This window comes from Streptomyces sp. RLA012 (genome assembly GCF_056270325.1).
In genome coordinates this window covers 7029525-7052052 of record NZ_JBWDPA010000002.1, presented here as the reverse complement: position 1 = coordinate 7052052, position 22528 = coordinate 7029525, and the positions used below count along the sequence as shown (strand labels likewise).

At 69.8% G+C, this 22528-nt stretch carries 18 protein-coding genes; 2 read left to right on the top strand and 16 right to left on the bottom strand.

Annotated features, from left to right (window positions below; translation table 11 throughout):
• Nucleotides 1-125: 125 nt before the first annotated feature.
• The 6 genes from RV986_RS32355 to RV986_RS32330 all read right to left on the bottom strand — a co-directional run bounded on the left by RV986_RS32355 (nt 126) and on the right by RV986_RS32330 (nt 6304).
• On the bottom strand, nt 126-1766 hold the full coding sequence (locus RV986_RS32355) for a beta-N-acetylhexosaminidase (protein WP_475920767.1): 1641 nt from the start codon (nt 1764-1766) through the stop codon (nt 126-128).
• Between the two features lies 1 nt (nt 1767).
• The gene (locus RV986_RS32350) at nt 1768-2592 is read right to left on the bottom strand and encodes a carbohydrate ABC transporter permease (RefSeq protein WP_475920766.1); all 825 of its coding nucleotides are present in this window, start codon (nt 2590-2592) and stop codon (nt 1768-1770) included.
• A gap of 257 nt (nt 2593-2849) precedes the next feature.
• Nucleotides 2850-3794: a carbohydrate ABC transporter permease gene (locus tag RV986_RS32345; RefSeq protein ID WP_475920765.1), complete on the bottom strand. Its 945-nt coding sequence runs from the start codon at nt 3792-3794 to the stop codon at nt 2850-2852.
• Between the two features lie 4 nt (nt 3795-3798).
• The gene (locus RV986_RS32340) at nt 3799-5118 is read right to left on the bottom strand and encodes an extracellular solute-binding protein (RefSeq protein ID WP_475920764.1); all 1320 of its coding nucleotides are present in this window, start codon (nt 5116-5118) and stop codon (nt 3799-3801) included.
• Nucleotides 5119-5341: 223 nt separating this feature from the next.
• Nucleotides 5342-5638, bottom strand: coding sequence for a DUF3039 domain-containing protein (locus RV986_RS32335; protein WP_075029065.1), 297 nt, complete (start codon nt 5636-5638; stop codon nt 5342-5344).
• 90 nt (nt 5639-5728) lie between these two features.
• Nucleotides 5729-6304, bottom strand: coding sequence for a YqgE/AlgH family protein (locus tag RV986_RS32330; protein ID WP_475924515.1), 576 nt, complete (start codon nt 6302-6304; stop codon nt 5729-5731).
• Between the two features lie 279 nt (nt 6305-6583).
• Between RV986_RS32330 and murA the strand changes: the two genes are divergently transcribed.
• Complete coding sequence (gene murA, locus RV986_RS32325; protein WP_475920763.1) at nt 6584-7930, top strand: UDP-N-acetylglucosamine 1-carboxyvinyltransferase; 1347 nt, start codon at nt 6584-6586, stop codon at nt 7928-7930.
• A gap of 465 nt (nt 7931-8395) precedes the next feature.
• Here murA and RV986_RS32320 read toward each other — a convergent pair whose 3' ends face one another.
• The 6 genes from RV986_RS32320 to RV986_RS32295 form a co-directional block, all read right to left on the bottom strand.
• Nucleotides 8396-8677: an HU family DNA-binding protein gene (locus RV986_RS32320; RefSeq protein ID WP_007382399.1), complete on the bottom strand. Its 282-nt coding sequence runs from the start codon at nt 8675-8677 to the stop codon at nt 8396-8398.
• 432 nt (nt 8678-9109) lie between these two features.
• On the bottom strand, nt 9110-10558 hold the full coding sequence (locus tag RV986_RS32315; protein ID WP_475920762.1) for an NAD-dependent malic enzyme: 1449 nt from the start codon (nt 10556-10558) through the stop codon (nt 9110-9112).
• 418 nt (nt 10559-10976) lie between these two features.
• Nucleotides 10977-13433, bottom strand: a complete 2457-nt coding sequence (locus RV986_RS32310) for a HelD family protein (RefSeq protein WP_475920761.1) — start codon at nt 13431-13433, stop codon at nt 10977-10979.
• 83 nt (nt 13434-13516) lie between these two features.
• On the bottom strand, nt 13517-14305 hold the full coding sequence (locus RV986_RS32305) for an anti-sigma factor family protein (protein WP_475920760.1): 789 nt from the start codon (nt 14303-14305) through the stop codon (nt 13517-13519).
• 38 nt (nt 14306-14343) lie between these two features.
• Entirely contained in the window at nt 14344-14877 is a 534-nt protein-coding gene (locus RV986_RS32300) for a sigma-70 family RNA polymerase sigma factor (RefSeq protein WP_475920759.1), read from the bottom strand.
• Between the two features lie 274 nt (nt 14878-15151).
• On the bottom strand, nt 15152-15739 hold the full coding sequence (locus tag RV986_RS32295) for a CGNR zinc finger domain-containing protein (protein WP_475920758.1): 588 nt from the start codon (nt 15737-15739) through the stop codon (nt 15152-15154).
• A 163-nt stretch (nt 15740-15902) separates the two neighbouring features.
• Here RV986_RS32295 and RV986_RS32290 point away from each other — a divergent pair, with 163 nt between their 5' ends.
• On the top strand, nt 15903-16418 hold the full coding sequence (locus RV986_RS32290; protein ID WP_475920757.1) for an anthrone oxygenase family protein: 516 nt from the start codon (nt 15903-15905) through the stop codon (nt 16416-16418).
• On the opposite strand, the gene RV986_RS32285 is transcribed toward RV986_RS32290, so the two are convergent.
• The 4 genes from RV986_RS32285 to RV986_RS32270 form a co-directional block, all read right to left on the bottom strand.
• Nucleotides 16415-17575, bottom strand: coding sequence for a uroporphyrinogen-III synthase (locus RV986_RS32285; RefSeq protein WP_475920756.1), 1161 nt, complete (start codon nt 17573-17575; stop codon nt 16415-16417). The two genes, RV986_RS32290 and RV986_RS32285, sit on opposite strands and share 4 nt — an antisense overlap.
• Nucleotides 17576-17675: 100 nt before the next feature.
• Nucleotides 17676-19055: a nitrate/nitrite transporter gene (locus tag RV986_RS32280; protein WP_475920755.1), complete on the bottom strand. Its 1380-nt coding sequence runs from the start codon at nt 19053-19055 to the stop codon at nt 17676-17678.
• Nucleotides 19056-19330: 275 nt separating this feature from the next.
• Nucleotides 19331-20902, bottom strand: coding sequence for an alpha-1,2-mannosidase (locus tag RV986_RS32275; protein WP_475920754.1), 1572 nt, complete (start codon nt 20900-20902; stop codon nt 19331-19333).
• A 283-nt stretch (nt 20903-21185) separates the two neighbouring features.
• Entirely contained in the window at nt 21186-22454 is a 1269-nt protein-coding gene (locus RV986_RS32270; protein ID WP_475924514.1) for an acyltransferase family protein, read from the bottom strand.
• Between the last annotated feature and the right edge of the window lie 74 nt (nt 22455-22528).

Below are 22528 nucleotides of genomic sequence, written 5' to 3'. Positions count from 1 at the left end.
CCGTTTTCGTACGGCATCGCCGGTCAGTACGAATTGCCACTCTTCGTTGACGATTGGGCGCCTTTTGCCTTGTGAGGCGGCGATGTCGGGGCGAGCGGGCGGGGACACGCCGGTCGGCGGTCACCTCACACGTTTGGGGGCGCCCCCTCGATCGGGCGTCCGAGCACACCCGGTCGCCGCTGCCACGGAAGCGGTCCGGTGGGCGGGCGGTAGGCCACTCCCAGGGCGTCAAGTCGCCCGTAGTGGGCGGCCATCCGCCGCTCGAAGTCGGCGAAGTCCCGCTCGGCGGGGGCGGGCAGGGCACTCCAGGCGACCTCGGCGAAGGCGGCGAGCCGGGGGAAGGTCTGGTAGTCCACGCGCCCGGAATCCTCCATCACCTCGGTCCACACGTTGGCCTGAGTCCCCAGCACATGCCGCGCCTCGGTCTCGGTGAGTTCGGGCGGAACGGGCTCGAAACGGTAGACGTCCTCCAGGGTGCGGACGTACGCGATGGGCACCGGCTCGTCCTCGCCCGCGGCCTGGCGGTAGTCCAAGTACACCGCCTGCTGAGGGCACATGACGACGTCGTGGCCGGCGCGGGCGGCCGTGATGCCGCCCTGGTAGCCGCGCCACGAGGACACGGCCGCCCCGTCGGCCAGCCCGCCCTCCAGGATCTCGTCCCAGCCGATCAGCCGTCGCCCGCGCGCGGAGAGCCAGTTGTCGAAGTGTCGGACGAACCAGGACTGCAACTCGTCCTCGTCCGCGAGCCCCAACTCCTCGATACGGGCCTGCGCGGTCGGCGACTGCTTCCACTGGTCCTTGGCGCACTCGTCGCCGCCGATGTGGAAGAAGTGTGAGAACGGCGCGGCGTCCGCCGGAAACAGGTCGAGGAGTTCCTCGAACACCCCCTCGTAGAAGCGCAGGGTGTTGTCAGTGGGGGCGAGTACGTTTTTGGAGATGCCCCAGGAGTCCCAGACGGTCAGGGAGGTCGTGTCGATGACGTCGGTGTTGCCCAGTTCCGGATACGCGGCGATGGCGGCCTGGCTGTGCCCCGGGATGTCGACCTCCGGGACGACACTGATATGCCGCTCGGCCGCGTAGGCCACGATCTCGCGGATGTCGTCCTGCGTGTAGAAGCCCCCGTGCGGCTTCTCCTCCCACAGCGGTGAGGCGCGATGGCCGAATTTCGTGCGCGCCCGCCAGGAGCCGACCTCCGTCAGCTTCGGGAAGCGCTTGATCTGAACACGCCAGCCTTGGTCGTCGGTGAGGTGGAAGTGGAAGACGTTGAGTTTGTGGGCGGCGAGGAGGTCGAGGTGGCGCAGGACCCCGTCCTTGGGCATGAAGTGCCGGGAGACGTCGAGCATGAGGCCGCGCCAGGGGAATCGGGGGGCGTCCTCGATGATCTGGTACGGGATTCCGTAGGCCGTCCCCGGCCGGACGGGCGCACGGCGGAAAGCGTCGGGCCCGAGGAGCTGACGCAGCGTCTGCGCGCCCCAGAACACCCCGGCCGCGCTGCCGCCCCGGATCTCGACACCCCGGTCGACGACGGCGCCGAGCCTGTACGCCTCCGGCTCCAGGCTGTCGTCGAGCAGCAGTCGTACGGCGTTGCGGGCGTCCTGCGGCCCTGGTGGCAGCGTCAGGCCGAGGGCCGAGCCGAGTGTGGCGCGCAGCCAGCGCTCGACGGTGCCCGTGCCGGGTCCTGCCCACAGGGTGGTGTCCGCGTCGAAGGTGACCCCGCGCCGCATGAGCCCCTCGACGGCGCGGGGCGCCGGAATCACATCGGTCATGTCAGTCCTTTACCGCTCCGCCCAGCCCGGAGACCAGTCGTCGCTGTACGAGTACGAAGAAGATCAGCACCGGAATCGTCATCACCGTGGACGCCGCCATCACACCGCCCCAGTCCGGCTCGTCGGGCTTGTAGAAGACCAGCAGGGCCATCGGCAAGGTGGACTGCGAGGTGTCGCTGATGATGAAGGACTTGGCGAACAGGAAGTCGTTCCAGGCCGAGATGAAGGAAAAGACACTCGTGGCCACCAGCCCCGGGAAGACCAGCGGGAAAAGGATCTGCCAGAGGAATCGTGTGCGGCTCGCCCCGTCGATGTACGCGGCCTCCTCCAGCGCCTCGGGAACGGCCTTCACAAAACCCCGCAGCATCCAGATCGCGAACGGCAGCGAGAAGGCGATGTGGGGCAGGATCAGCGAGCCCAGTGTGTTCAGCTGGCCGAAGTCCCGCATCAGGAAGAAGAGGGGGATCGTCAGCGCTTCCACGGGCACCATCTGCGCGACCAGGAACATGATCAACAGGGTGGTCCGGAAACGGAAGCGGAATCGTGTGACCGCCGTCGCCGCGAGAAACGCGATCAGCGTCGAGACGATGACCACGGAGCCCGCCACCACAAGGCTGTTGACGAAGTATCGGCCGAATTCCCGCTGCCCGAACACCCGCCGGAAGGAATCCAGGGAAGGGGAAAGCGTCCATGGCCGGGGTGCGGTGGACTCGATCTCCCCGGCCGGTTTGAAGGCGCTCAGCACCATCCAGTAGAGGGGAAAGGCGACGACCACGGCGATCAGCAGTGCGGACGCCTCGGCGGCGAGCCGCCACGGGCGCCGCACGAAACGGCCTGCGAAACGCCTGGCGGGACGACCGGCGGGACGACCCGCGAAACGACTAACGGACCAATCCACGAAACCACCGGCGGACCGACCCACGAAACGACCCGCGGACCGACCAGAGGAACTACCGGCGGAACTACCAGCCGAACTACCAGCCGAACTACCAGCGGAACGATCTGCGGAACGACCCGCGAGGCGACCCGCGAAACGGTCGGCGGAAGCACGTACGAAACGGCGGGTGGAGCCACGTACGAGACTCACAGTTCCTCCCCCTGCCCGCGCAGCAGCCGCAGATACACCAGCGTGACCGCCAGCAGGATCACCAGCATCACCACGCCGATCGCCGAGCCGAGTCCGTACTGCGAGGAGGCGAACGCCTGCTGGTACGCGTACACGTTCAGTACGAGGTTCTGTCCGGCGATGCCACCGCCGTTGGTCATCACGTAGATCTGCGTGAAGACCTTGAAGTCCCAGATGACCGACTGGATGGTGACGACCACCAGGATCGGCCGGAGCAGCGGCGCGAGCACCGAGCGCCAGATCCGCCACTGCGAGGCGCCGTCCAGGGCGGCGGCCTCCAGTACCTCGGCCGGTACGGCACGGATGCCCGCGTACACCGTCACCATCACGAACGGGAAGGAGCACCAGACCACTTCCAGCAGCACGAGCGCGAAGGCGCTGTAGCGGCCGTACGTCCAGGAGTGGTCGCCGATGCCCAGGACCCGGTTGACCGGGCCGAAGTCGGGGTCGAAGAGGAACAGCCAGACCGTGGAGCCGGTGACGGCCGGGGTCGCCCAGGCGCCGAGCGCGGCCAGCATCAGCGCGAGGCGCGGCACGGCCCGTACCCGGGTGAGGAGCACGGCGAGGGCGCAGCCGACGGCCAGGGTGGAGACCACGCAGGCCGCCGCGAAGAACACCGTGGCGATCAGCACCTGCCAGAACTGGTCGTCGGCGAAGAGCGTGGAGTAGTTGCCGAAGCCTTCGAAGGAGGTCGGTTCGCCGCCGCTGACCTGGGCCTGGGTGTACTTCAGGAGCGAGATCAGGCCGAGTTGGTAGATGGGGTAGCCGAGCAGGGCGCCGAGGACGACGAGGGCGGGGGCGAGATAGAGCCAGGGGGTCCACCGGGCGCGCCGGCGGCCGGGTGAGGTGGCCACCGCCTTCGTGACCGTGGCCGGTGCGGCGACGGCCTCTTGCGTGGTCATCCGCTCACCCCACGGAGCTGAACGCGTCGTTCATCTTCTTCGCCGCGTCCTCGGCGGCAGCCGCCACGTCCTTCTTGCCGGTGATGACCTCCTGGAACATCGTCGGCAGGACGAGTGAGGAGTCGATCTGCGACCAGGCGGGCGAGGCGGGCACGAACTTGGCGCCCGACGCGAGCGTCTTCACGAAGGGCGCGACGAACGGCTGCTTCTCGGCCACGTCGTCCCGTACGTCGGTGTACGTCGGCAGGAAGCCCATGGCGTCGAAGAGCTCGCCCTCGGTCTTCTTGCTCGCCAGCTGCTCCATCAGGTCGATGGCGAGGGTGCGGTGCGAGGTGCTCTTCAGTACGCCGATGTTGTTGCCGCCCGCGAACGCGGGGGCGATCTCGCCCGCCTTCAGGCCCGGCAGCGGCACGACCGCGTACTTGCCCTTGACCGCCCCGGCCTCGATCGCCGCATGGCTGAAGTCGCCGCCGATGGCCATGCCCGCCTTGCCGGAGGAGAAGGCGGTGACGGTGTCGTTGCCGGTCATGCCCGCGCACTTGGCGGCGGGACAGTTGTCGTCGCCGAAGAGCGAGGTGTAGGTCTTGATGCCCTTCTGGGCGGCCGCGCTGTCGATGTCGGCGGCGTACGAACCGCCCTTGCCCTGGGCGATCTCGCCGCCCTGGGACCAGATGAAGGGCATCGCGCCGTAGGTGTAGGCGCCGCCGACCACGAGCCCGTACAGATCGGGTTTCGCCGCGCGGATCTTCTTGGCGGTGGAGATCAACTCGGCCTGGGTCCGGGGAGCTTCGAGGCCGAGATCCTTGAGGATGTCGGTGCGGTAGTAGAGGGCGCGGACGCCGACGAAGAACGGGGCGCCGTAGATCTTCCCGTCGACCGTCACGGACTGTTTGGCGGTCGGGTCGGTGTCCTTGGACTCGCTCCAGTCGGTGAATTCCTCGGTGACGTCGGCGAGTCCGCCGTCCTTGACGTAACCGGCGGTGTCCGTGTTGCCGTACTCGATGACGTCCGGCGCGCTCTTCGGGTCGTTGAAGGCGGCCTTCATACGCTGGGCGCGGGTCTCCACGGGGATGTACTCGATGGTGACCTTGGTGTCCTTGTGGGCCTTCTTGAAGGCGGCGACGGCCGTGTCGACGACCTTCTCCTTAGGCCCGTTGTTGACCTCCTGGAAGAGCCAGACCCTCACAGTGCCGGTCTTCTCGTCCTTCCCGGTGGAGGAGTTGTCGGAGGTCTGGGGCGCGCAGGCGGTGGCGACGACAAGGGCGGCGAGGGCGGCAGCCGTCCGGGCCGGGAGCTTCGCAGAGAGGTTCGCAGAGAGCTTCATCCAACATCCTCCGGTGGGGGCGTTGCAACATACGCAATGGCTGTTTTGCTCTGCACAACACACCGGAGGCTATGGACTACATGAACATGCCCACAAGAGGTCTCAACCACCTTGTGACCGGCCGACGCACCCCGTGCAACGGCACACGGCACAAAGGCCCCCGGAGCGCACCAAAGCACGCCACGGGGGCCTTGTGATCGTCAGGCCGTCAGGCCTCTGCCCGTTACTTGTCCTGGCCGCCCTTGCCCTTGTCGCCGCCGGCGCCCATGGACTCGTAGATCTCCTTGCACATGGGACACACGGGGTACTTCTTGGGGTCGCGGCCCGGGACCCACACCTTGCCGCAGAGTGCCACGACGGGCGTGCCGTCGAGGGCGCTCGCCATGATCTTGTCCTTCTGGACGTAGTGGGCGAAGCGCTCGTGGTCCCCGTCGCCGTGCGACACCTGCGGCGTCGGCTCTACGAGGGTCCCCGTCCCAGTGCCTCGCTGGGGCTGGGTCTCAGGCTCAAGAGTGCTCATGGGAGCCAAGGGTAATCAACCGCCGGGGCCTATGGCGCCCCGGCTTGCACAACGGGTTCGCCGAGAACGGGTTCGCCGCGACCGACGGCATCAATTGAGCGAGGGATCGTCCGGATACGTCGCCACCATCGCGAGCTCGCTGCGCTGGCGGCGCAGGACCTCGCGCCACAGGCGCTCCGGGGACGGCGAGGAGACGTCTCCCGGTTCGGACTCGACCACGTACCAGGCGCCCTCCGTGAGCTCGTCCTCCAGCTGGCCCGGGCCCCAGCCCGCGTACCCGGCGAAGATTCTCAGGGAGCCCAGGGCCGAGGCGAGGAGTTCGGGCGGGGCCTCCAGGTCGACGAGGCCGATCGCGCCGTGCACACGGCGCCAGCCCAGCGGCGCGCGCTCCCCGGAGGCGACGCCGCCCGGGATCACCGCGACGCCCAGGGCCGAGTCCAGCGACACCGGGCCGCCCTGGAAGACGACGCCGGGTTCCCCCGCCAGATCCGCCCAGGCCTCCAGGATGTCGCTGACGTCCACCGGGGTCGGCCGGTTGAGGACGACACCGAGCGAGCCCTCCTCGTCGTGGTCGAGGAGCAGCACCACCGCGCGATCGAAGTTCGGGTCCGCCAGGGCGGGCGTGGCCACGAGCAGCCGCCCTGTGAGCGAGGACACCTCGGTCATGCCAGACATGATCCCGCATCTTCCCCGTATACGGGTCCCAATGCCCGTACCCGAGTGAATGCAGCTCAGGGCGCAGAGAAGCGCCACCCGCGCACACCGCCGCCGGTGACCCCGTGTGCCCGGTTCGAAACGGTTCGTGTTGTGTCAAAGCTATGACGCAGCTGGGTGGTACTTGGGCTTACTTAAGGGGGGTAGGCGGCGATTACCCTTGCTCTTCGGCTCCCGCCCAACAGGCCTGCCGATGCGCACTCCTGCCCAACTCATCGGAACGCGAGATACATGACCGTCAACGGCTCTGACGATGTACTGATTGTCCACGGCGGGACCCCGCTGGAGGGCGAGATCCGTGTCCGCGGTGCGAAGAATCTCGTGCCGAAGGCCATGGTGGCAGCCCTGCTGGGCAGCGCGCCGAGCCGCCTGCGCAATGTCCCCGACATCCGCGACGTACGCGTCGTACGGGGGCTGCTGCAGCTGCACGGCGTGACGGTCCGGCCGGGTGAGGAACCGGGTGAGCTGGTGCTGGACCCGTCGCACGTGGAGAGCGCGAACGTCGCCGACATCGACGCCCATGCCGGCTCCTCGCGGATCCCCATCCTTTTCTGTGGTCCCCTGTTGCACCGTCTGGGTCACGCGTTCATCCCGGGGCTCGGCGGATGCGACATCGGTGGTCGTCCCATCGACTTCCACTTCGAGGTGCTGCGGCAGTTCGGTGCGAAGATCGAGAAGCGGGAGGACGGCCAGTACCTGGAGGCTCCGCAGCGGCTGCGCGGCACGAAGATCCAGCTTCCGTACCCGTCCGTCGGCGCGACCGAGCAGGTGCTGCTGACGGCGGTGCTCGCGGAGGGCGTCACGGAGCTGTCCAACGCGGCCGTGGAGCCCGAGATCGAGGACCTCATCTGCGTACTGCAGAAGATGGGCGCGATCATCGCGATGGACACCGACCGCACGATCCGCATCACGGGTGTGGACTCGCTCGGCGGTTACACCCACGCGGCCATCCCGGACCGTCTGGAGGCCGCCTCCTGGGCTTCCGCGGCGCTGGCGACCGAAGGCAACATCTACGTCCGCGGCGCTCAGCAGCGCTCGATGATGACGTTCCTGAACACCTACCGCAAGGTGGGCGGGGCATTCGAGATAGACGACGAGGGCATCCGCTTCTGGCACCCGGGCTCGCAGCTCAAGTCGATCGCCCTGGAGACGGACGTCCACCCGGGCTTCCAGACCGACTGGCAGCAGCCGCTGGTGGTCGCGCTGACCCAGGCCACGGGCCTGTCGATCATCCACGAGACGGTCTACGAGTCCCGGCTCGGCTTCACCTCCGCGCTCAACCAGATGGGCGCGCACATCCAGCTCTACCGCGAGTGCCTCGGCGGCTCGAACTGCCGCTTCGGCCAGCGCAACTTCCTGCACTCGGCCGTCGTGTCGGGCCCGACCAGGCTCCAGGGCGCCGACCTGGTCATCCCCGACCTGCGCGGCGGCTTCTCGTACCTGATCGCCGCGCTGGCGGCCCAGGGCACCTCCAGGGTCCACGGCATCGACCTCATCAACCGCGGCTACGAGAACTTCATGGAGAAGCTGGTGGAACTGGGCGCGAAGGTCGAACTGCCCGGCAAGGCGCTCGGATAACCACAGCCCCTCCGCTCCCGGCCCAGGACAGCGCCGCTTCCGGCTGGGGGTCTGGGGGCCCGCGGCGCCAGCCGCTGATGTCGCAGCCCCCAGGCAGACACCGCATGGAGAAGCTGGTGGAACTGGGCGCGAAGGTCGAACTGCCCGGCAAGGCGCTCGGGTAGCGGCCGCGGGCGCTCGGGAGCGGCAGTAGCTGCTCGGGGAGCGGCGGCGGGCGCTCCGGGATCCGCGGCAGGCGCTCAGGGGCTGCAATCGTCACGCGGGGAGCGGTGGCAGGCGCTCAGGGGCTGCAATCGTCACGCGGGGAGCGGTGGCAGGCGCTCAGGGGCGGCAATCGTCGCTCGGGGAGCGGTAAGCAGGTGTACGTACGACGATGGGGCGGCCCCGGTCAAGGGGGCCGCCCCATTGGCGTTACTGCCGGCGCCGGCGCGCCTCGTGCGCCGTTCCGTGGCACACGAGCGCGGCTTACTTGCCCTTGGCCGCTTCCTTGAGCTTGCTGCCCGCGGAGACCTTCACGCTGTAGCCGGCCGGGATCTGGATCGGGTCGCCGGTCTGCGGGTTGCGCGCGGTGCGAGCGGCACGGTGGGTGCGCTCGAAGGTCAGGAAGCCGGGGATGGTGACCTTCTCGTCGCCCTTGGCAACGATCTCGCCGACGGTCTCGGCGAACGCGGCCAGAACGGCGTCGGCGTCCTTGCGGGTCACCTCGGCGCGGTCGGCCAGCGCGGCCACCAGCTCACTGCGGTTCATGTTGTTACTCCCGTGTTCTTCTTGCCGTTGAGGCGTGCCACGCGGCGGAGCCGCATGTTGGATGCGGCGAAGCCGATGCTGCCAGGGCCCTCGGTCGGTCCCCGGACCCGGGTCCGTAGCCAGACCCTCGCGCCCGAAGACGCATCCTGCCCCCACCTGCGGCGGGAAAGCCAATCCGGCACCCCTGGGAGTCACACGAACACCCTTGGGAGTCACACGAAAAGCGCCACTGCCTCAGTGTGGTGACGCTCCGTCCGCTCCCGGCAGCGGACCGCAGGGCCCGGGAGGCGTGAGCCTGGCCGCCACCCTAGAGGGCGGCCAAGGGCCCCGCATCCCGCGACGCGCCGACACACGGGCCCCGTGGCAATCGTCACAGCGCGTGGAAAGCGCGGGCCGCCACCCCCGGCGGGGCCCACACCAACCCCCGGGCGCCTACTCGACCGAGGACGAGACCGAGACCGACGCCGACGCAGACGCAGACGCCGCCTTCGCCGCGGAGCGCACCGCTCCGGCGACCGCGCCCGCGACCTTGTCGTTGAAGACGCTCGGGATGATGTAGTTCGGGTTGAGCTCGTCCTCGGTCACCACATCCGCGAGGGCGGTCGCGGCGGCCAGCATCATCTCCGTGTTGACCGTGCGGGACTGGGCGTCCAGGAGGCCGCGGAAGACGCCCGGGAAGACCAGGACGTTGTTGATCTGGTTGGGGAAGTCGGAGCGGCCGGTGGCGACAACTGCCGCGGTCTGACGGGCGATTGCCGGGTCGACCTCCGGATCGGGGTTCGCGAGCGCGAACACGATGGCGTTCTCGCCCATGGCGGCCACGTCGTCGCCGTCGAGCACGTTCGGGGCGGAGACGCCGATGAACACGTCGGCGCCGCGCACGGCCTCCTTCAACGTGCCCGCGAGACCTTCCGGGTTGGTGTTGTCGGCGATCCAGCGCAGTGGCGAATCGGAGGCCGCGTCGACGAGGTCCGCGCGGTCCGCGTGCACGACGCCGTGGATGTCGGCGACGACGGCGTTCTTGACGCCCGCGGCGATGAGCAGCTTGAGGATGGCCGTACCGGCCGCGCCCGCGCCGGACATGACGACCCGGATGTCACCGATGGCCTTGCCCGCCACGCGCAGGGCGTTGGTGAGGGCGGCGAGGACGACGATCGCGGTGCCGTGCTGGTCGTCGTGGAAGACGGGGATGTCGAGGGCCTCGCGCAGCCGGGCCTCGATCTCGAAGCAGCGCGGTGCGGAGATGTCCTCCAGGTTGATGCCCGCGAAGCCCGGCGCGATGGCCTTCACGATCTCGACGATCGCGTCGGTGTCCTGGGTGTCCAGGCACAGCGGCCAGGCGTCGATGCCGGCGAAGCGCTTGAAGAGGGCCGCCTTGCCCTCCATGACCGGGAGGGCGGCCATGGGGCCGATGTTCCCGAGCCCGAGCACGGCGGAGCCGTCCGTCACGACCGCAACGGAGTTGCGCTTGATGGTGAGGCGGCGGGCGTCCTCGGGGTTCTCGGCGATCGCCATGCACACACGGGCCACACCCGGGGTGTAGATCATGGAGAGGTCGTCACGGTTGCGGATCGGGTGCTTGGACTGCATCTCGATCTTGCCGCCGAGGTGCATGAGGAACGTACGGTCGGAGACCTTGCCGAGCGTGACGCCCTCGATGTGGCGCAGCTGCTCGACGATCTCGTCGGCGTGCGCGGTGGAGGTCGCCGCGATGGTGACGTCGATCCGGAGCTTCTCGTGCCCGGACGCGGTGACGTCAAGGCCGGTCACCGAGCCTCCGTGGGACTCCACGGCCGTGGTGAGCTGGGAGACCGCGGTTCCGCTCGCGGGTACCTCCAGCCGGACCGTCATCGAGTAGGAGACGCTGGGCGCCGTTGCCATGGCCGACTTCCTCTGCTTTCACCGTGACGCTTGTTTGCCGTCCGATCGTCGCACCTACCGCGGAGTACGCGGTAGCCGCCCCGGATTGCGAACGTTTTGTTCTCCAGGCGTTCGCAAAGGAAATGAGGCCCACGTCACAGAGTGACGTGGGCCTCATTTCCTTCTCTCACACGTTCAATGACACCGACCCGCCATGCTCGCCTCGCGGCAAGTGGTCGCTCGTAGCGACGAAGGTTGGGCCCGGGGGCTTGGATCGGGCCGGTGCCACATCCACCGTAACAAACGATCCCCGTAAGGCAATTCCCACCCCGAGAGTTCATTTTCGGCGAGGCGGGCGGACGGGCGGGAGGGGACGGACGGAGTGGGCGGGCGAACCCGCCTCCCCCTCAGCCCCGGAGCAGGTCAGCCCCGGAGCAGGTCAGTCCCGGAGCAGGTCCGGAACCCCGTTCGCGTCGGGTTCGTCGCGGTCACCGGAGACGATGGTCAGCTGCTGAGTGGCCCGGGTGAGGGCGACGTACAGCACCCGCAGCCCCGCGGGCGACTCGTCGGCGATCTCCGCCGGCGAGACGACCACGGTCGCGTCGTACTCCAGTCCCTTCGCCTCCAGGCTCCCGAGCGCCACCACCCGCTCGCCGAGCCCGGCGAGCCAGCGCGCGGCCTCCTCGCGCCGGTTCATGGCCACCACGACGCCCACCGTGCCGTCCACCCGGTCCAGCAGGCGCGCGGCCTCGGCCCGTACGGTCTGCGCGAGCGAGTCCCGTACGCCGGTGCCGTGGCCCTTGCTCGCCGCCACGAAACGCGGCTCGACGCCGGTGGACCGTACGGCTGACGGGGACGCGGAGCCGGGCATGGCGAGGGCGAGCACCTTGGCGGCCAGCTCGGCGATCTCGGCGGGGTTGCGGTAGTTGACGGTGAGGGTGAAGCGGCGCCGGGGACGGGTGCCCAGGGCCTCGTCACGGGCCTCCGCGGCCTCGTCGGGGTCGGACCACGAGGACTGCGCCGGATCGCCGACGACGGTCCAGGTGGCGTGCCGTCCGCGCCGGCCCACCATCCGCCACTGCATGGGCGTGAGGTCCTGCGCCTCGTCGACGATGACGTGCGCGTACTCGACGCGTTCCTGCGCCAGCCGCTCGGCCCGCTCGCGCTGCGACTCCTCGCGCACGGGCATGAGCTCCTCAAGGCCGCTGAGCTGGTCCAGCGGGTCCAGCTCGCGCCGCTTCCTGGGCCGGGCGGGCATCCCCAGGATCGCCTGGAGCTCGTCCAGCATCGCCACGTCGTGCACGGACAGCCCGTCCCGCTTGAGCGAGCGCGCCACCCGCCGTACCTCGCCGGGGTTGAGGATCCGCCGCGCCCAGCGGCCGAGCCGCCGCTCGTCGGCCATGGCGGCCAGGACGCCGCGCGGGGTCAGCTCCGGCCACCACGCGTTCACGAACTCGATGAAGCTGTCCTCGGAGGCGACGTCCTCGTCGAAGGAGGACCGCAGCTCGGCGGCCAGCTCCGGGTCGGTGTGGCGGGTACCGGCACCGGACCTCGCCCACAGCGCGTCCAGCAGCAGCTTGCGGGCGCGCGGCCGCAGCAGGTTCACGGGCGCGGTCCCGCTCAGCGCGTTGTGCTTGATCCGGTCCAGCTCGGCGGCCTCCAGCTCCAGCCGCCGCCCGAAGGCGACGACGCGCAGCCGGGTGGGGGTGCCGACGGGGGCCGGGGCGGCCTCCTCGCCGAAGGCCAGCTGTTCCGGCTGTTCCAGCTGCTCCGGCTGCTCCGGGACGGCGGAGAACCGGCGCGGGCCGCCCCCGGGCGTCTCCAGCGCCCCTCTGGCGGCCTTGCGCAGCACCTTGAGCATCCGGTACGAGCCCTTGGCGCGGGCCACGGCCGGGGAGTCGTACAGGGTGGCCTCCGCGCCGCCCGTGTCCTCGGCGAGTGAGCCGATGGCGCGGATGGCGACCTGGCCCTCCTCGCCGAGCGAGGGCAGCACGCCCTCGGTGTAGGCGACCAGCAGGGGGGTGGGCGAGACGATCAGGATGCCGCCCGCGTACCGGCGGCGGTCCTGGTAGAGGAGGTACGCCGCCCGGTGCAGGGCCACCGCCGTCTTGCCGGTGCCGGGGCCGCCCTCCACATACGTCACCGACGCGGCGGGGGCGCGGATCACCAGGTCCTGTTCGGCCTGGATGGACGCCACGATGTCGCGCATGGTGTGGCTGCGGGCCTGGCCGAGCGCGGCCATCAGGGCGCCGTCGCCGATCACCGGGAGTTCCTGGCCGTCGAGCGTGGCCCTGAGCTCCGGGCGCATCAGGTCGTCCTCCACGCCGAGGACCTTGCGGCCCTTGGAGCGGATGACCCGGCGGCGTACCACCCGGCCCGGATCGACCGGTGTCGAGCGGTAGAACGGGGCCGCGGCGGGCGCCCGCCAGTCGATGACCAGCGGCGCGTAGTCCGCGTCCAGCACCCCGATACGGCCGATGTGGAGCGTCTCGGCGATGGAGGCGTACTGACCGGTCTCGTCCTGACGGACCGCGCCCTCGGCGGGTTCGACGGCCGTGTACGCGCCGTCCGGCCCCTTCTGGCCGTCCTTCCCGAGCAGCAGGTCGACCCGGCCGAAGAGGAAGTCCTCGAACTCGTTGTTGAGGCGGTTGAGATGAACCCCCGCCCGGAACACCTGGGCGTCGCGCTCCGCGAGCGCCCCCGGTGTCCCTACCTGGCCGCGCTTGGCGGCGTCGTTCATCAGGAACTCCGCCTCGTGGATCTTCTCCTCTAGGCGCCGGTACACCCGGTCCAGATGTTGCTGCTCGACGCTGATCTCACGATCCCGTACGGAATCGTCCTGTGCGGAATCGTGGATCTGGTCGAGCGCGGTTTCCTGCTGAGCCTGAGCGGCCACCGGGCCCCCTTCTGACGTGCTGGGCAGCCGTCAACCGTACGCGAAGGGGACCCCTGGAGGCTACGTGCGCGCCCTGAGTTCGCTCACGCGTTCACCTGGACGAGCCGCTTCCCGTCGAAGGTCATGACCTCGAAGTGATCGATCTCATTCGGGGTGAAGGCCGCGCCGCCATGCACGTAGAGGGGGTTCTTCCCCTCTTCGGTCTTGGCGTTCGCAATGCCGTAACCCCAGGCCGGGACGGCCCACGAGGTCACCGTCTCCCGCTCGCCGTTCTTGCCGACGGCGATCAGGGAGCACTTGAGCGGGCCCTTGACGTTCTTGAGCTGAAGGACGGCGTGGGTGCCCCAGTCCTTCTTCTCGACCGCGACGACGGCGTTGACCTTGGTGCTCGGGTCCGTGGCGGACTTCTTGTCCGTCATGACGTCGAAGGCCGCCTTGGCCGGGCTGGTGGCCATCGCCATGGGCGGCGAGGCGCTGGAGGTCTCGCTGCCGCCGTTGACCGCCATCACCGTCAGCGGGCCACCGATGATCAGCGCGGCCGCGGCCGCCACCAGGTACATGCCGCGCCGGCGCTTCACCGCACGTCGCTCCGACACCTCGTCGACGAGCCGGTCCGCGAGCCGTGGGCTCGGGCGGGCCGCCAGCGACTCACCGATGGCAGGGGTGCCCTGGGAGGCCGGCAGGTCCGCGAGCGCGGCCAGCATCGGCTCCATCCCGGCGAGCTCGTCGAGCTGCTGGGCGCACCACTCGCAGGTGGCGAGGTGGGCCTCGAAGTCCGTGGCCTCGGCGTCGTCGAGAATGCCGAGGGCGTAGGCGCCGACGGTCTCGTGGATGTTGTCACCGGGATTCTGCTGTCCCCGTGGTCCCTGCATGGCTCCTGGACCGCCCGTTCCGTATCCCCCGTATGCGTTCATGCCGTCACCCCCCGCTCCTCCAGCGCCAGCTTCATCGATCGCAGGGCGTAGAACACCCGGGAGCGCACGGTGCCGCTGGGTATGCCGAGCGTCTCGGCCGCCTCGTTGACCGTACGCCCCTTGAAGTACGTTTCGACCAGAACTTCCCTGTGGGCAGGGGTCAGGTCGTCCAGCGCGTCCGACAGTGTCATCAGCCACAACGCCTTGTCGATCTCGTCCTCCGCGGGGATGACCTCCAGCGGTGACGGGTCCACCTCCTGCGGCCGGGCCTGCCGGCTGCGGTGGCCGTCGATGACGATGCGTCGGGCGACCGTCACCAGCCAGGGTCGTACCGAACCGGTCGCCCGATTGAGCTGACCGGCATTCTTCCAGGCACGGATGAGTGTTTCCTGCACGACGTCCTCGGCGCGCTGCCGGTCTCCAGCAACCAGCCGCAGTACATAAGCGAGCAAGGGACCCGCGTGTTCCCGATACAGCGCACGCATCAGCTCCTCGTCGGGTTCACTCGACGAGGCCGCAGACGGATTCATGCGATGTCGGGCCCTTGACCTTCGTTCATCAGCCACGGCGGAATCCTTGCGCACGCCTACCTCCGGTGTCCGGGGGATCCCCCAGTCGGTCGCTCATCCCGGGGTACGTGTCTGGGCGTGCGCATGTTCAAAGAGGTGGCACATATTTCCTGGAAGAGTTGTGAAGGAAGTTTGTCGATCACTGGGCGCGATCGAAAGATCACTTAGGGGTGAGGCAAAGGCTCCCCGGGCGCATCGGCACGACCGACGGGGTGTGACGCGTTTCACACCCATTTCATGCACGGGCGAGGGCCGCCCGGCGCCGGTGCCGGGCCACCCGCTCCCGGTTTCCGCACACCTCACTCGAACACCAGCGCCTCCGCCGCCCCCGTGAGGTGTCGAGGTAGACGATCGGGCAGTTGTCCCCCTCGCACTGTCTGAGGCTCGCCCGCGCCGCCGGGTCGGTGAGCAGTTCGAGGGCGTCGCGGGCGACCACGGCGAGCAGCCCGGGGCAGCCGGGCGAGGTGTGCAGCCGGCGCCGCAGCGACCCGTCGTCCGCGCGTACGGCCCAGGGGGCGGGCGGGGCGGCGAGCGCGACGGCGTTGACGCGGGCGAGCGCGGTGTCGGCGGGCCGCCCGTCCAGCTCACCGCGGACCAACTGGGCGATATGTCCGCGCAGTTCGCGGAAGCCCACCAGCCAGGAGACGTCGGCCGCCGCGAGCGGGGTGCCCGCGGGGACGAGTCCGGAGCAGGTGATCCAGGCGCGCAGCCGCTCCACCGAGTCGAGCCGTTCCTCGGGGTGGGTGGACGCCAGGAGGTCCAGGCAGATCCGCCCGGAGTCGAACCGCAGCTCGTACGAGGCCGTGGCCATGCCCGATGCCATGCGCCTGTCACCGCCTTGGGGTTACCGCCGTGGGTACCCCCTACAGTGCATGGCCGCGCGCGTGACCGGAAGACCCGGTACCGACCAGGCCTTGGACGACCGCGTATGGGGGCGCGCGTCTGGGCCATGTCACCTGTGCCGGGGCCTCGGTCGACTGGGGTGCATGACAGACATCACAGCCGAAGGCGCGGGGCGGCGTACGACCGCCGGAGGTGTCCTGGGTGCGGCCACGGTCGCCATGGGCCTGATCGCCGGGGTCTTCTACATTTTCGCCTGCGACGTCATGCCGTCGCTGGCCCGCAGCGACGACCGGGTCTTCATCGAGGTCATGCGGAACATCAACGACGTGATCCAGAACCCGGTGTTCTTCCTGAGCTTCCTGGGCGCGCTGCTCCTCACGGCCCTGTCCGCGTGGCAGTCGCGCACCTCTGCCCACCGGTGGTGGGTGTTCGCCGCCCTCGCCGCGTACGCGCTGGCCTTCCTCTTCACCGTCGCCGTGAACATCCCGCTCAACAACCGGCTCGCGGACGCGGGCGACCCGGCGAGGATCGCCGACCCGGCCGCCGTACGCCGGCGGTTCGAGGACACCTGGGTCGCCTGGAACGTCGTACGGGCGCTGCTGTCGACGCTCGCGCTGGCCTGCCTCACCCGTGCGCTGCTCCTGTACCGACGGCCTTAGACGTCGGCGTACTTGGAGTCGGCGGCCGGGTCGAGCGCGAGTCGGTAGCCGCGCTTGACGACGGTCTGGATGAGCTTGGGCGCGCCGAGAGCCGTACGCAGCCGGGCCATGGCCGTCTCGACGGCGTGCTCGTCCCGTCCGGCCCCCGGCAGCGCGCGCAGCAGTTCGGCACGGGCGACCACCCAGCCGGGGCGGCGCGAGAGGGCCCGCAGCAGGGACATGCCGGCGGGCGGCACGGGCCGCAGTGCCCCGTCGACCAGCACGGCGTGGCCGCGGATCTCGACCCGGTGGCCGGCGACCGGCAGCGTACGGGCCCGGCCTGGGAGTTCCTGGCACAGCAGCTGGACGAGGGGTCCGAGCCGGAAGCGCTCGGGCTGGACGGTGTCGATGCCGTGCGCCTGCAGAGGCAGTGCGGTGACCGGGCCTACGCAGGCGGGCAGGACGTCGTGGTGGAGGGCGGCGAGGAGTTCGGCCAGCAGACCGCGGGCCTCGGCGCGGGAGAGCAGGGAGGCGGCGGCGGGCGCGCTGGTGAAGGTGAGCGCGTCCAGACCGCGGGTGACGGTGGCGTCGAGGAGCCGGTCGACGGGGCCGATGTCCTCCGGCGGCATCCACCGGTAGACGGGGACCCCCACGACCTCGGCGCCCGCGGCCCGCAGCGACTCCACGAACCCGGGCAGCGGTTCGCCGTGCAGCTGTACGGCGATACGGCGGCCCTCGACGCCCTCCTCCAGAAGCCGGTCGAGCACCTCGGCCATGGACTCGGAGGACGGCGACCACTCCTCGGTGAGGCCCTGGGCCCTTATGGCGCCCTTGACCTTGGGTCCGCGTGCGAGCAGTTCCACCCCGCGCAGCCGCCCGAGCAGGGCCTCGCCGAGCCCCCAGCCGTCGGCGGCCTCGACCCAGCCGCGGAAGCCGATCGCGGTGGTGGCCACCACGATGTCCGGCGCCTGGTCGATCACTTCCTTGGTGGCGGCGAGCAGTTCGCTGTCGTCGGCGAGCGGCACGATGCGCAGGGCGGGCGCGTGCTGGACGGCGGCGCCGCGGCGCTGGAGCAGTGCTCCGAGTTCGTCGGCCCGACGCGCGGCCGTCACGCCCACGGTGAACCCCGAGAGGGGGCCGTGTTCGTGCCGGGCCGGTCGCTGCTGTTCTTCGTCCATGGCTCTCGTCTCGCGCTGGAGGCTTGGTGCACTTACGGCTGACCGAGCCTGTCAACGCCCCGTGACAGGCTCGGTTCCGCTTGATGTCACCCGTGTTACGTCAGACCTCGACGTAGCTGAGCTGCGGCTTCGCCTCTGCGGCAGCGGTGGTACGGGTCTGGGTGGCGGGGCCGCGAAGGTATACGGCCCAGGTGACCACGAAGCACAGCGCGTAGAAGGCGAGGAAGGCCACGAAGGCTCCGGTGCCGGAGCCGTAGGAGAGGAAGGACTGCCGGAAGGCGAGGTTGATGCCGACGCCGCCGAGCGCGCCCACCGCGCCGATGAGGCCCATGGAAGCGCCGGACAGCCGCCGCCCGTAGGAGGCCGCCTCCTCCCCTTCCAGGCCCTTGGCGACGGCCTTGGCCTGGAAGATGCCGGGGATCATCTTGTACGTCGAGCCGTTGCCGAGTCCGGTGAGCACGAACAGCGCGATGAACGCGACCGTGAACAGCGGCAGCGACTTCTGGGTGGAGGCGACGACGATGACCCCGGTCGCGCCGGCCATGGCGACGAAGTTCCACAGCGTGATCCGCGCGCCGCCGTAGCGGTCGGCGAGCCAGCCGCCCACCGGACGGATCAGCGAGCCGAGCAGCGGGCCGATGAAGGTGACGTAGGCCGCCTGCAGCGGCGTACGCCCGAACTGGTTCTGCAGCACCTGCCCGAAGGCGAAGCTGTAGCCGATGAACGACCCGAAGGTGCCGATGTACAGGAAGGACATGATCCAGGTGTGGGCGTCCTTCGCGGCGTCCTTGGCGGCGCCGGTGTCGTTCTTCACGGACGCGATGTTGTCCATGTAGACGGCGGCGAGCACGGCGGCGACGACGATCAGCGGGATGTAGATGCCGAGCAGGACCCGCGGCCCGCCGCTCGCGCCGATGATCGCGAGCGCCACGAGCTGGATGACGGGCACGCCGATGTTTCCGCCGCCGGCGTTGAGGCCGAGCGCCCAGCCCTTCTTCTTCAGCGGGAAGAAGGCGTTGATGTTGGTCATGCTGGAGGCGAAGTTGCCGCCGCCGATGCCGGCGAGCAGACCGACCAGCAGGAAGGTGTTGAAGGAGGTCCCCGGCTTCATCACCGCGAAGGCGGCGACGCTGGGGATGAGCAGCAGGCTCGCCGAGACTATGGTCCAGTTCCGGCCGCCGAAGATCGCCACCGCGAAGGTGTACGGCACCCGGACGACCGCTCCGACCAGCGTCACCATCGAGGTGAGCATGAACTTGTCGGCCGGGGTGAGCCCGTACTCGGGGCCCATGAAGAGCACCATCACCGACCACATGGTCCAGATCGAGAACCCGATGTGCTCGGAGAGCACGGAGAAGAGCAGATTCCGCCGGGCGACCTTCTCACCCGTCTCTTTCCAGAAGGTCTCGTCCTCCGGATCCCACTCCTGGATCCAGCGGCCTCCCCTGCTCGGTGCGGGGGCTGTACTAGGGGCTGTCATGACGCCTCCACGGTTCTCCGGTGCGGTGCGCGTGTCGTACTTGCGCGTGTCGTACTTGGGGATGTCACCGAAGGTAGGGAGGGCGCGTTTCCGCCCGATGGCTGTGAGTGACTGGAAGGGAACGTTGCTCTCACTCGGCGCGGGGGCGGACGGTGAGGTGACGGGCACCCGGTGAGGTGCGCCGCCAGCCCAAGGATGAATGGGTTGACGAATGTCACACGCCTACAAAGCTTGCAATTCCGTCATATCCATATCTCTGGTGCACCGGGGAGGGGTCAGGGGGTCCGGAGGTACTCCGCCAGCTTCCCGATGAGGCGGGCGGCGCTGTCCAGGCCCTGGGCGGTATCCACCAGATCCCCGGCGAGCAGCTTCTCCCGCGGCCCTTCCTTCCGCTCCCCCGCGGCGTCGGACTCCGCTCCGGGAACGATCGTGCCCCGGTACCCGGTGGGGGCCTCTCCGGCCGGCCCGTAGTAGCCGATGAAGTCCGACGCGGCGAGTACGGGAGCCTTGGCGGCACCGGCGAGGAACTCCACCCGGCTGAGCTGGATCTCGTCGGCGCCACCCGCGTTGTCGGTGATCCTCAGCCGGTAGCGGCGGTAGGCGGTGGTGTTGGTGAAGGGGAAGTCCCTCGTCTCGAAGCGGCGTGTGAAGTATTCGCCGGTACGGGTGTCGAGCGTCGTCCACGTGCTGCCGTCGTGCGAGCCCTGGAGGTGCCAGTCCCGCGGATCGCGGCCCGGGGCGTCGTTGGCGGAGGTCAGCCTGTACGACGCGACGGCGGCCGGGTGCTGGAGGGTGAAGTCCAGGTCGGCGGTGTCGCCGTGCACCAGCCACTTGTCCCGGGACTTGCGGAGCAGGTTGCGCGCGACCTCCCCGCCCGCCTCGAACTCGTCGCTCGCCTCGACCTCGACGACCGTGTTGGTGATGTCGCGCAGTTCGCCGGTCGCGGCATGACCGTCGGCCGTGGCGACGGCGGCGGACAGGGTGACCGAGGCCGCGTTCCCGCGCCGGTCGCTCCAGGACACCCGCTCCACGGGCGTCGCCCGGCCGTCGTCGAGCAGGAGTCGCAGCTCACCGGAGGGACGCCAGTCGCCGTCCTGCCCCTCCTCGGTGGAGAAGCGGTGCAGCGGGGCGTCCGTGGTGCCGTCGGGGTAGGCCCAGCGGTCCGTGAGCGTGCCGCGGAACTCGCCGAGCGCGCCGTCGGCGGCACGGTAGTGACCGCGGAAGCCGGACATGTCCGCCCGGAAGGCTATCGCCGCTTCCGCGCCGTCCGTCCCGCGCCAGGAGAGCTGCGCGGGAACCGCCCGGTCACCCCGGTCGATGTGGAAGAGCAGCCGCGAAGCGGGCTGCCACCCCGCGGAGCCGGCCGGGCGCCGCTCGGTACCGAACGCGAAGACCGACCGGGTGCTCGCCCTGGCCGCCATGGCGCGCCGGGCGCGGCCGCTGTCGTGGGCGGGGTCCAGGGTGACGGCGGTCAGCCGGAGCAGCCCCTCCTCACCGACGGGGCTGCGTATCTCCAGGAGGTTGTCGCCCGGCATCAGCAGTTCTCCCGGCAGCGACAGGACGCTGTCCTGGGGAACGTCGTGTCCGCCGGCCCCGGGGAACGTGAGCCCCTCCGCCACGACCTTGCCGTTGAGCAGGACGTCCATGGGAACGTTCGCGCCGAGGGTCGTCACGGTGAGGACGGCCCCGGCGACTTCCTCGTGTCCGTCCGTCGTGAAGTCGAGCTTGACGTATCCCTCGGAGCCCAGCGCGAGATGCGAGGGTGCGACCCCGCACCGGTGGTACCCCACGACGGCGTTCGACAGCCGGGCCGGAGTGGTGGAGAAATCCGCGAAGATCGGTTCCATGAGCGTCCCTCAGTAGTCGTCCTGCGATGGTGATCCGCGGACAACTCGTGTCCCCAGACGCCAAGAAGCTATCGGCACCCACTGACATCGCGAGGCATCACTGCCGCATCACTGCCGCATCACTGCCGATCCGGCCCACCCGCCGGTGACGGCGAAGTGGCCGTCGTGGCCCGCAGTCCGCTGCTTCCAGCGCATGTTCCAGGACACGTGAGGAGGACCGACGGTGCGCACCCTCCGCCTCCGCGAAGGCGACGCCCCGGAAGTCGTCCTCACCACCACTACCTCAGGTCCGGCCCCGGTGGCCGCGCCGCGCCGCCCCCGTCTTCGGTCCCTCCTTCGGTCCCTCCTTCGGTCCCTTCTTCGCTCCGTTCGGCCACAGCCGTGGGCTGCGCTTGGCGGCGATGTCCTCGATCCAGCCGAAGGCCAGGATCGTCAGGCCGATGAGGGGCCAGACCAGGACGAACATCCAGAGGTTGTACGAGGAGTCGAGCACGCCCACCGCGGTGCCGCCCTGCATGAAGGGGAGGCGGTAGGTCAGGTCGATGATCGGGACCGTGGCCATGATCAGCAGGTTGTGCCAGAGGTAGATCGTGACGGCCCGGTTGTTGGAGAGGGTGATCAGCTTGTCCCAGCGGGCCAGGCGGCCGGGGAGTTCCTGCCAGGACGGGGAGTACTGCAGGAGGATCACGACGAAACCGAAGGACCAGGCCGCCTGGGCGAGCGGGATGTCGTTCAGGTCCCAGCCGTCGGCGCCCAGATGGCCCGAGGCCCACCACAGGCCGAAGGCCATCAGCAGGGCCGAGCAGGAGACCGCCAGATAGCGGGGAACGCGCTGCAGGACACCCCCGTGGTGGGCGAAGCCCAGGACCCAGCAGCCGCCGTAGACCGTGAAGTCGGAGATCGCGTTGCCCGTCTCGCCGGGGATGGTGACCAGGCCGGTGCCGAGGACCGCCGTCAGGGCGAGCGGGGCCAGCAGCGTCGCCCAGGGCATCCTGCGGAAGGCCCACAGGAGGAGGGGGGAGGCGATCACGAACCACAGGTAGGCGCGCAGGTACCAGAGCGGGCCCGCCGCCTGGACCGCCCAGGTGTCCTCCAGCAGGCCGGACTTGGAGCCGACGTGCCAGGGGAAGGGCGGGGCGCCGACCGGGACGACGTATTCGATCAGCTTGATCAGGCCCCAGGTGCCGCCGTTGTCCGGGTCCTTCAGTACGTTCCAGCCGCCCGCGAACATCAGCGTGAGGGCCACCGCGCCGAACGCCCAGAGGGGCGGCAGGAGGCGGCGGATACGACCGCGGATCACGCCCAGGGCGGGGCGTTTCAGCGAGCGGGCCATCAGCGAGCCCGCCAGCGCGAACATCACGCCCATGGAGGGGAAGAGGACCGTCAGCCACGCCCAGCCGAAGAGGTGGTAGACGACCACGCGGACCAGGGCGATCGAGCGCAGCAGGTCCAGGTAGCGGTCACGGCCGGGTTTCTTGGGGGCGGGAGCGGATCCCGTGGCCGATCCCGGCGTGGGTGTCCGGGCCGATCCCGGCGGGGCCGATCCCGGCATGGGTGTCGGCAGGGGTGTCGGCGTGAGTGTCTGCTCGGGGTGGACCCGGGCCGAGCCCAGGGGCGGTGTCGCCC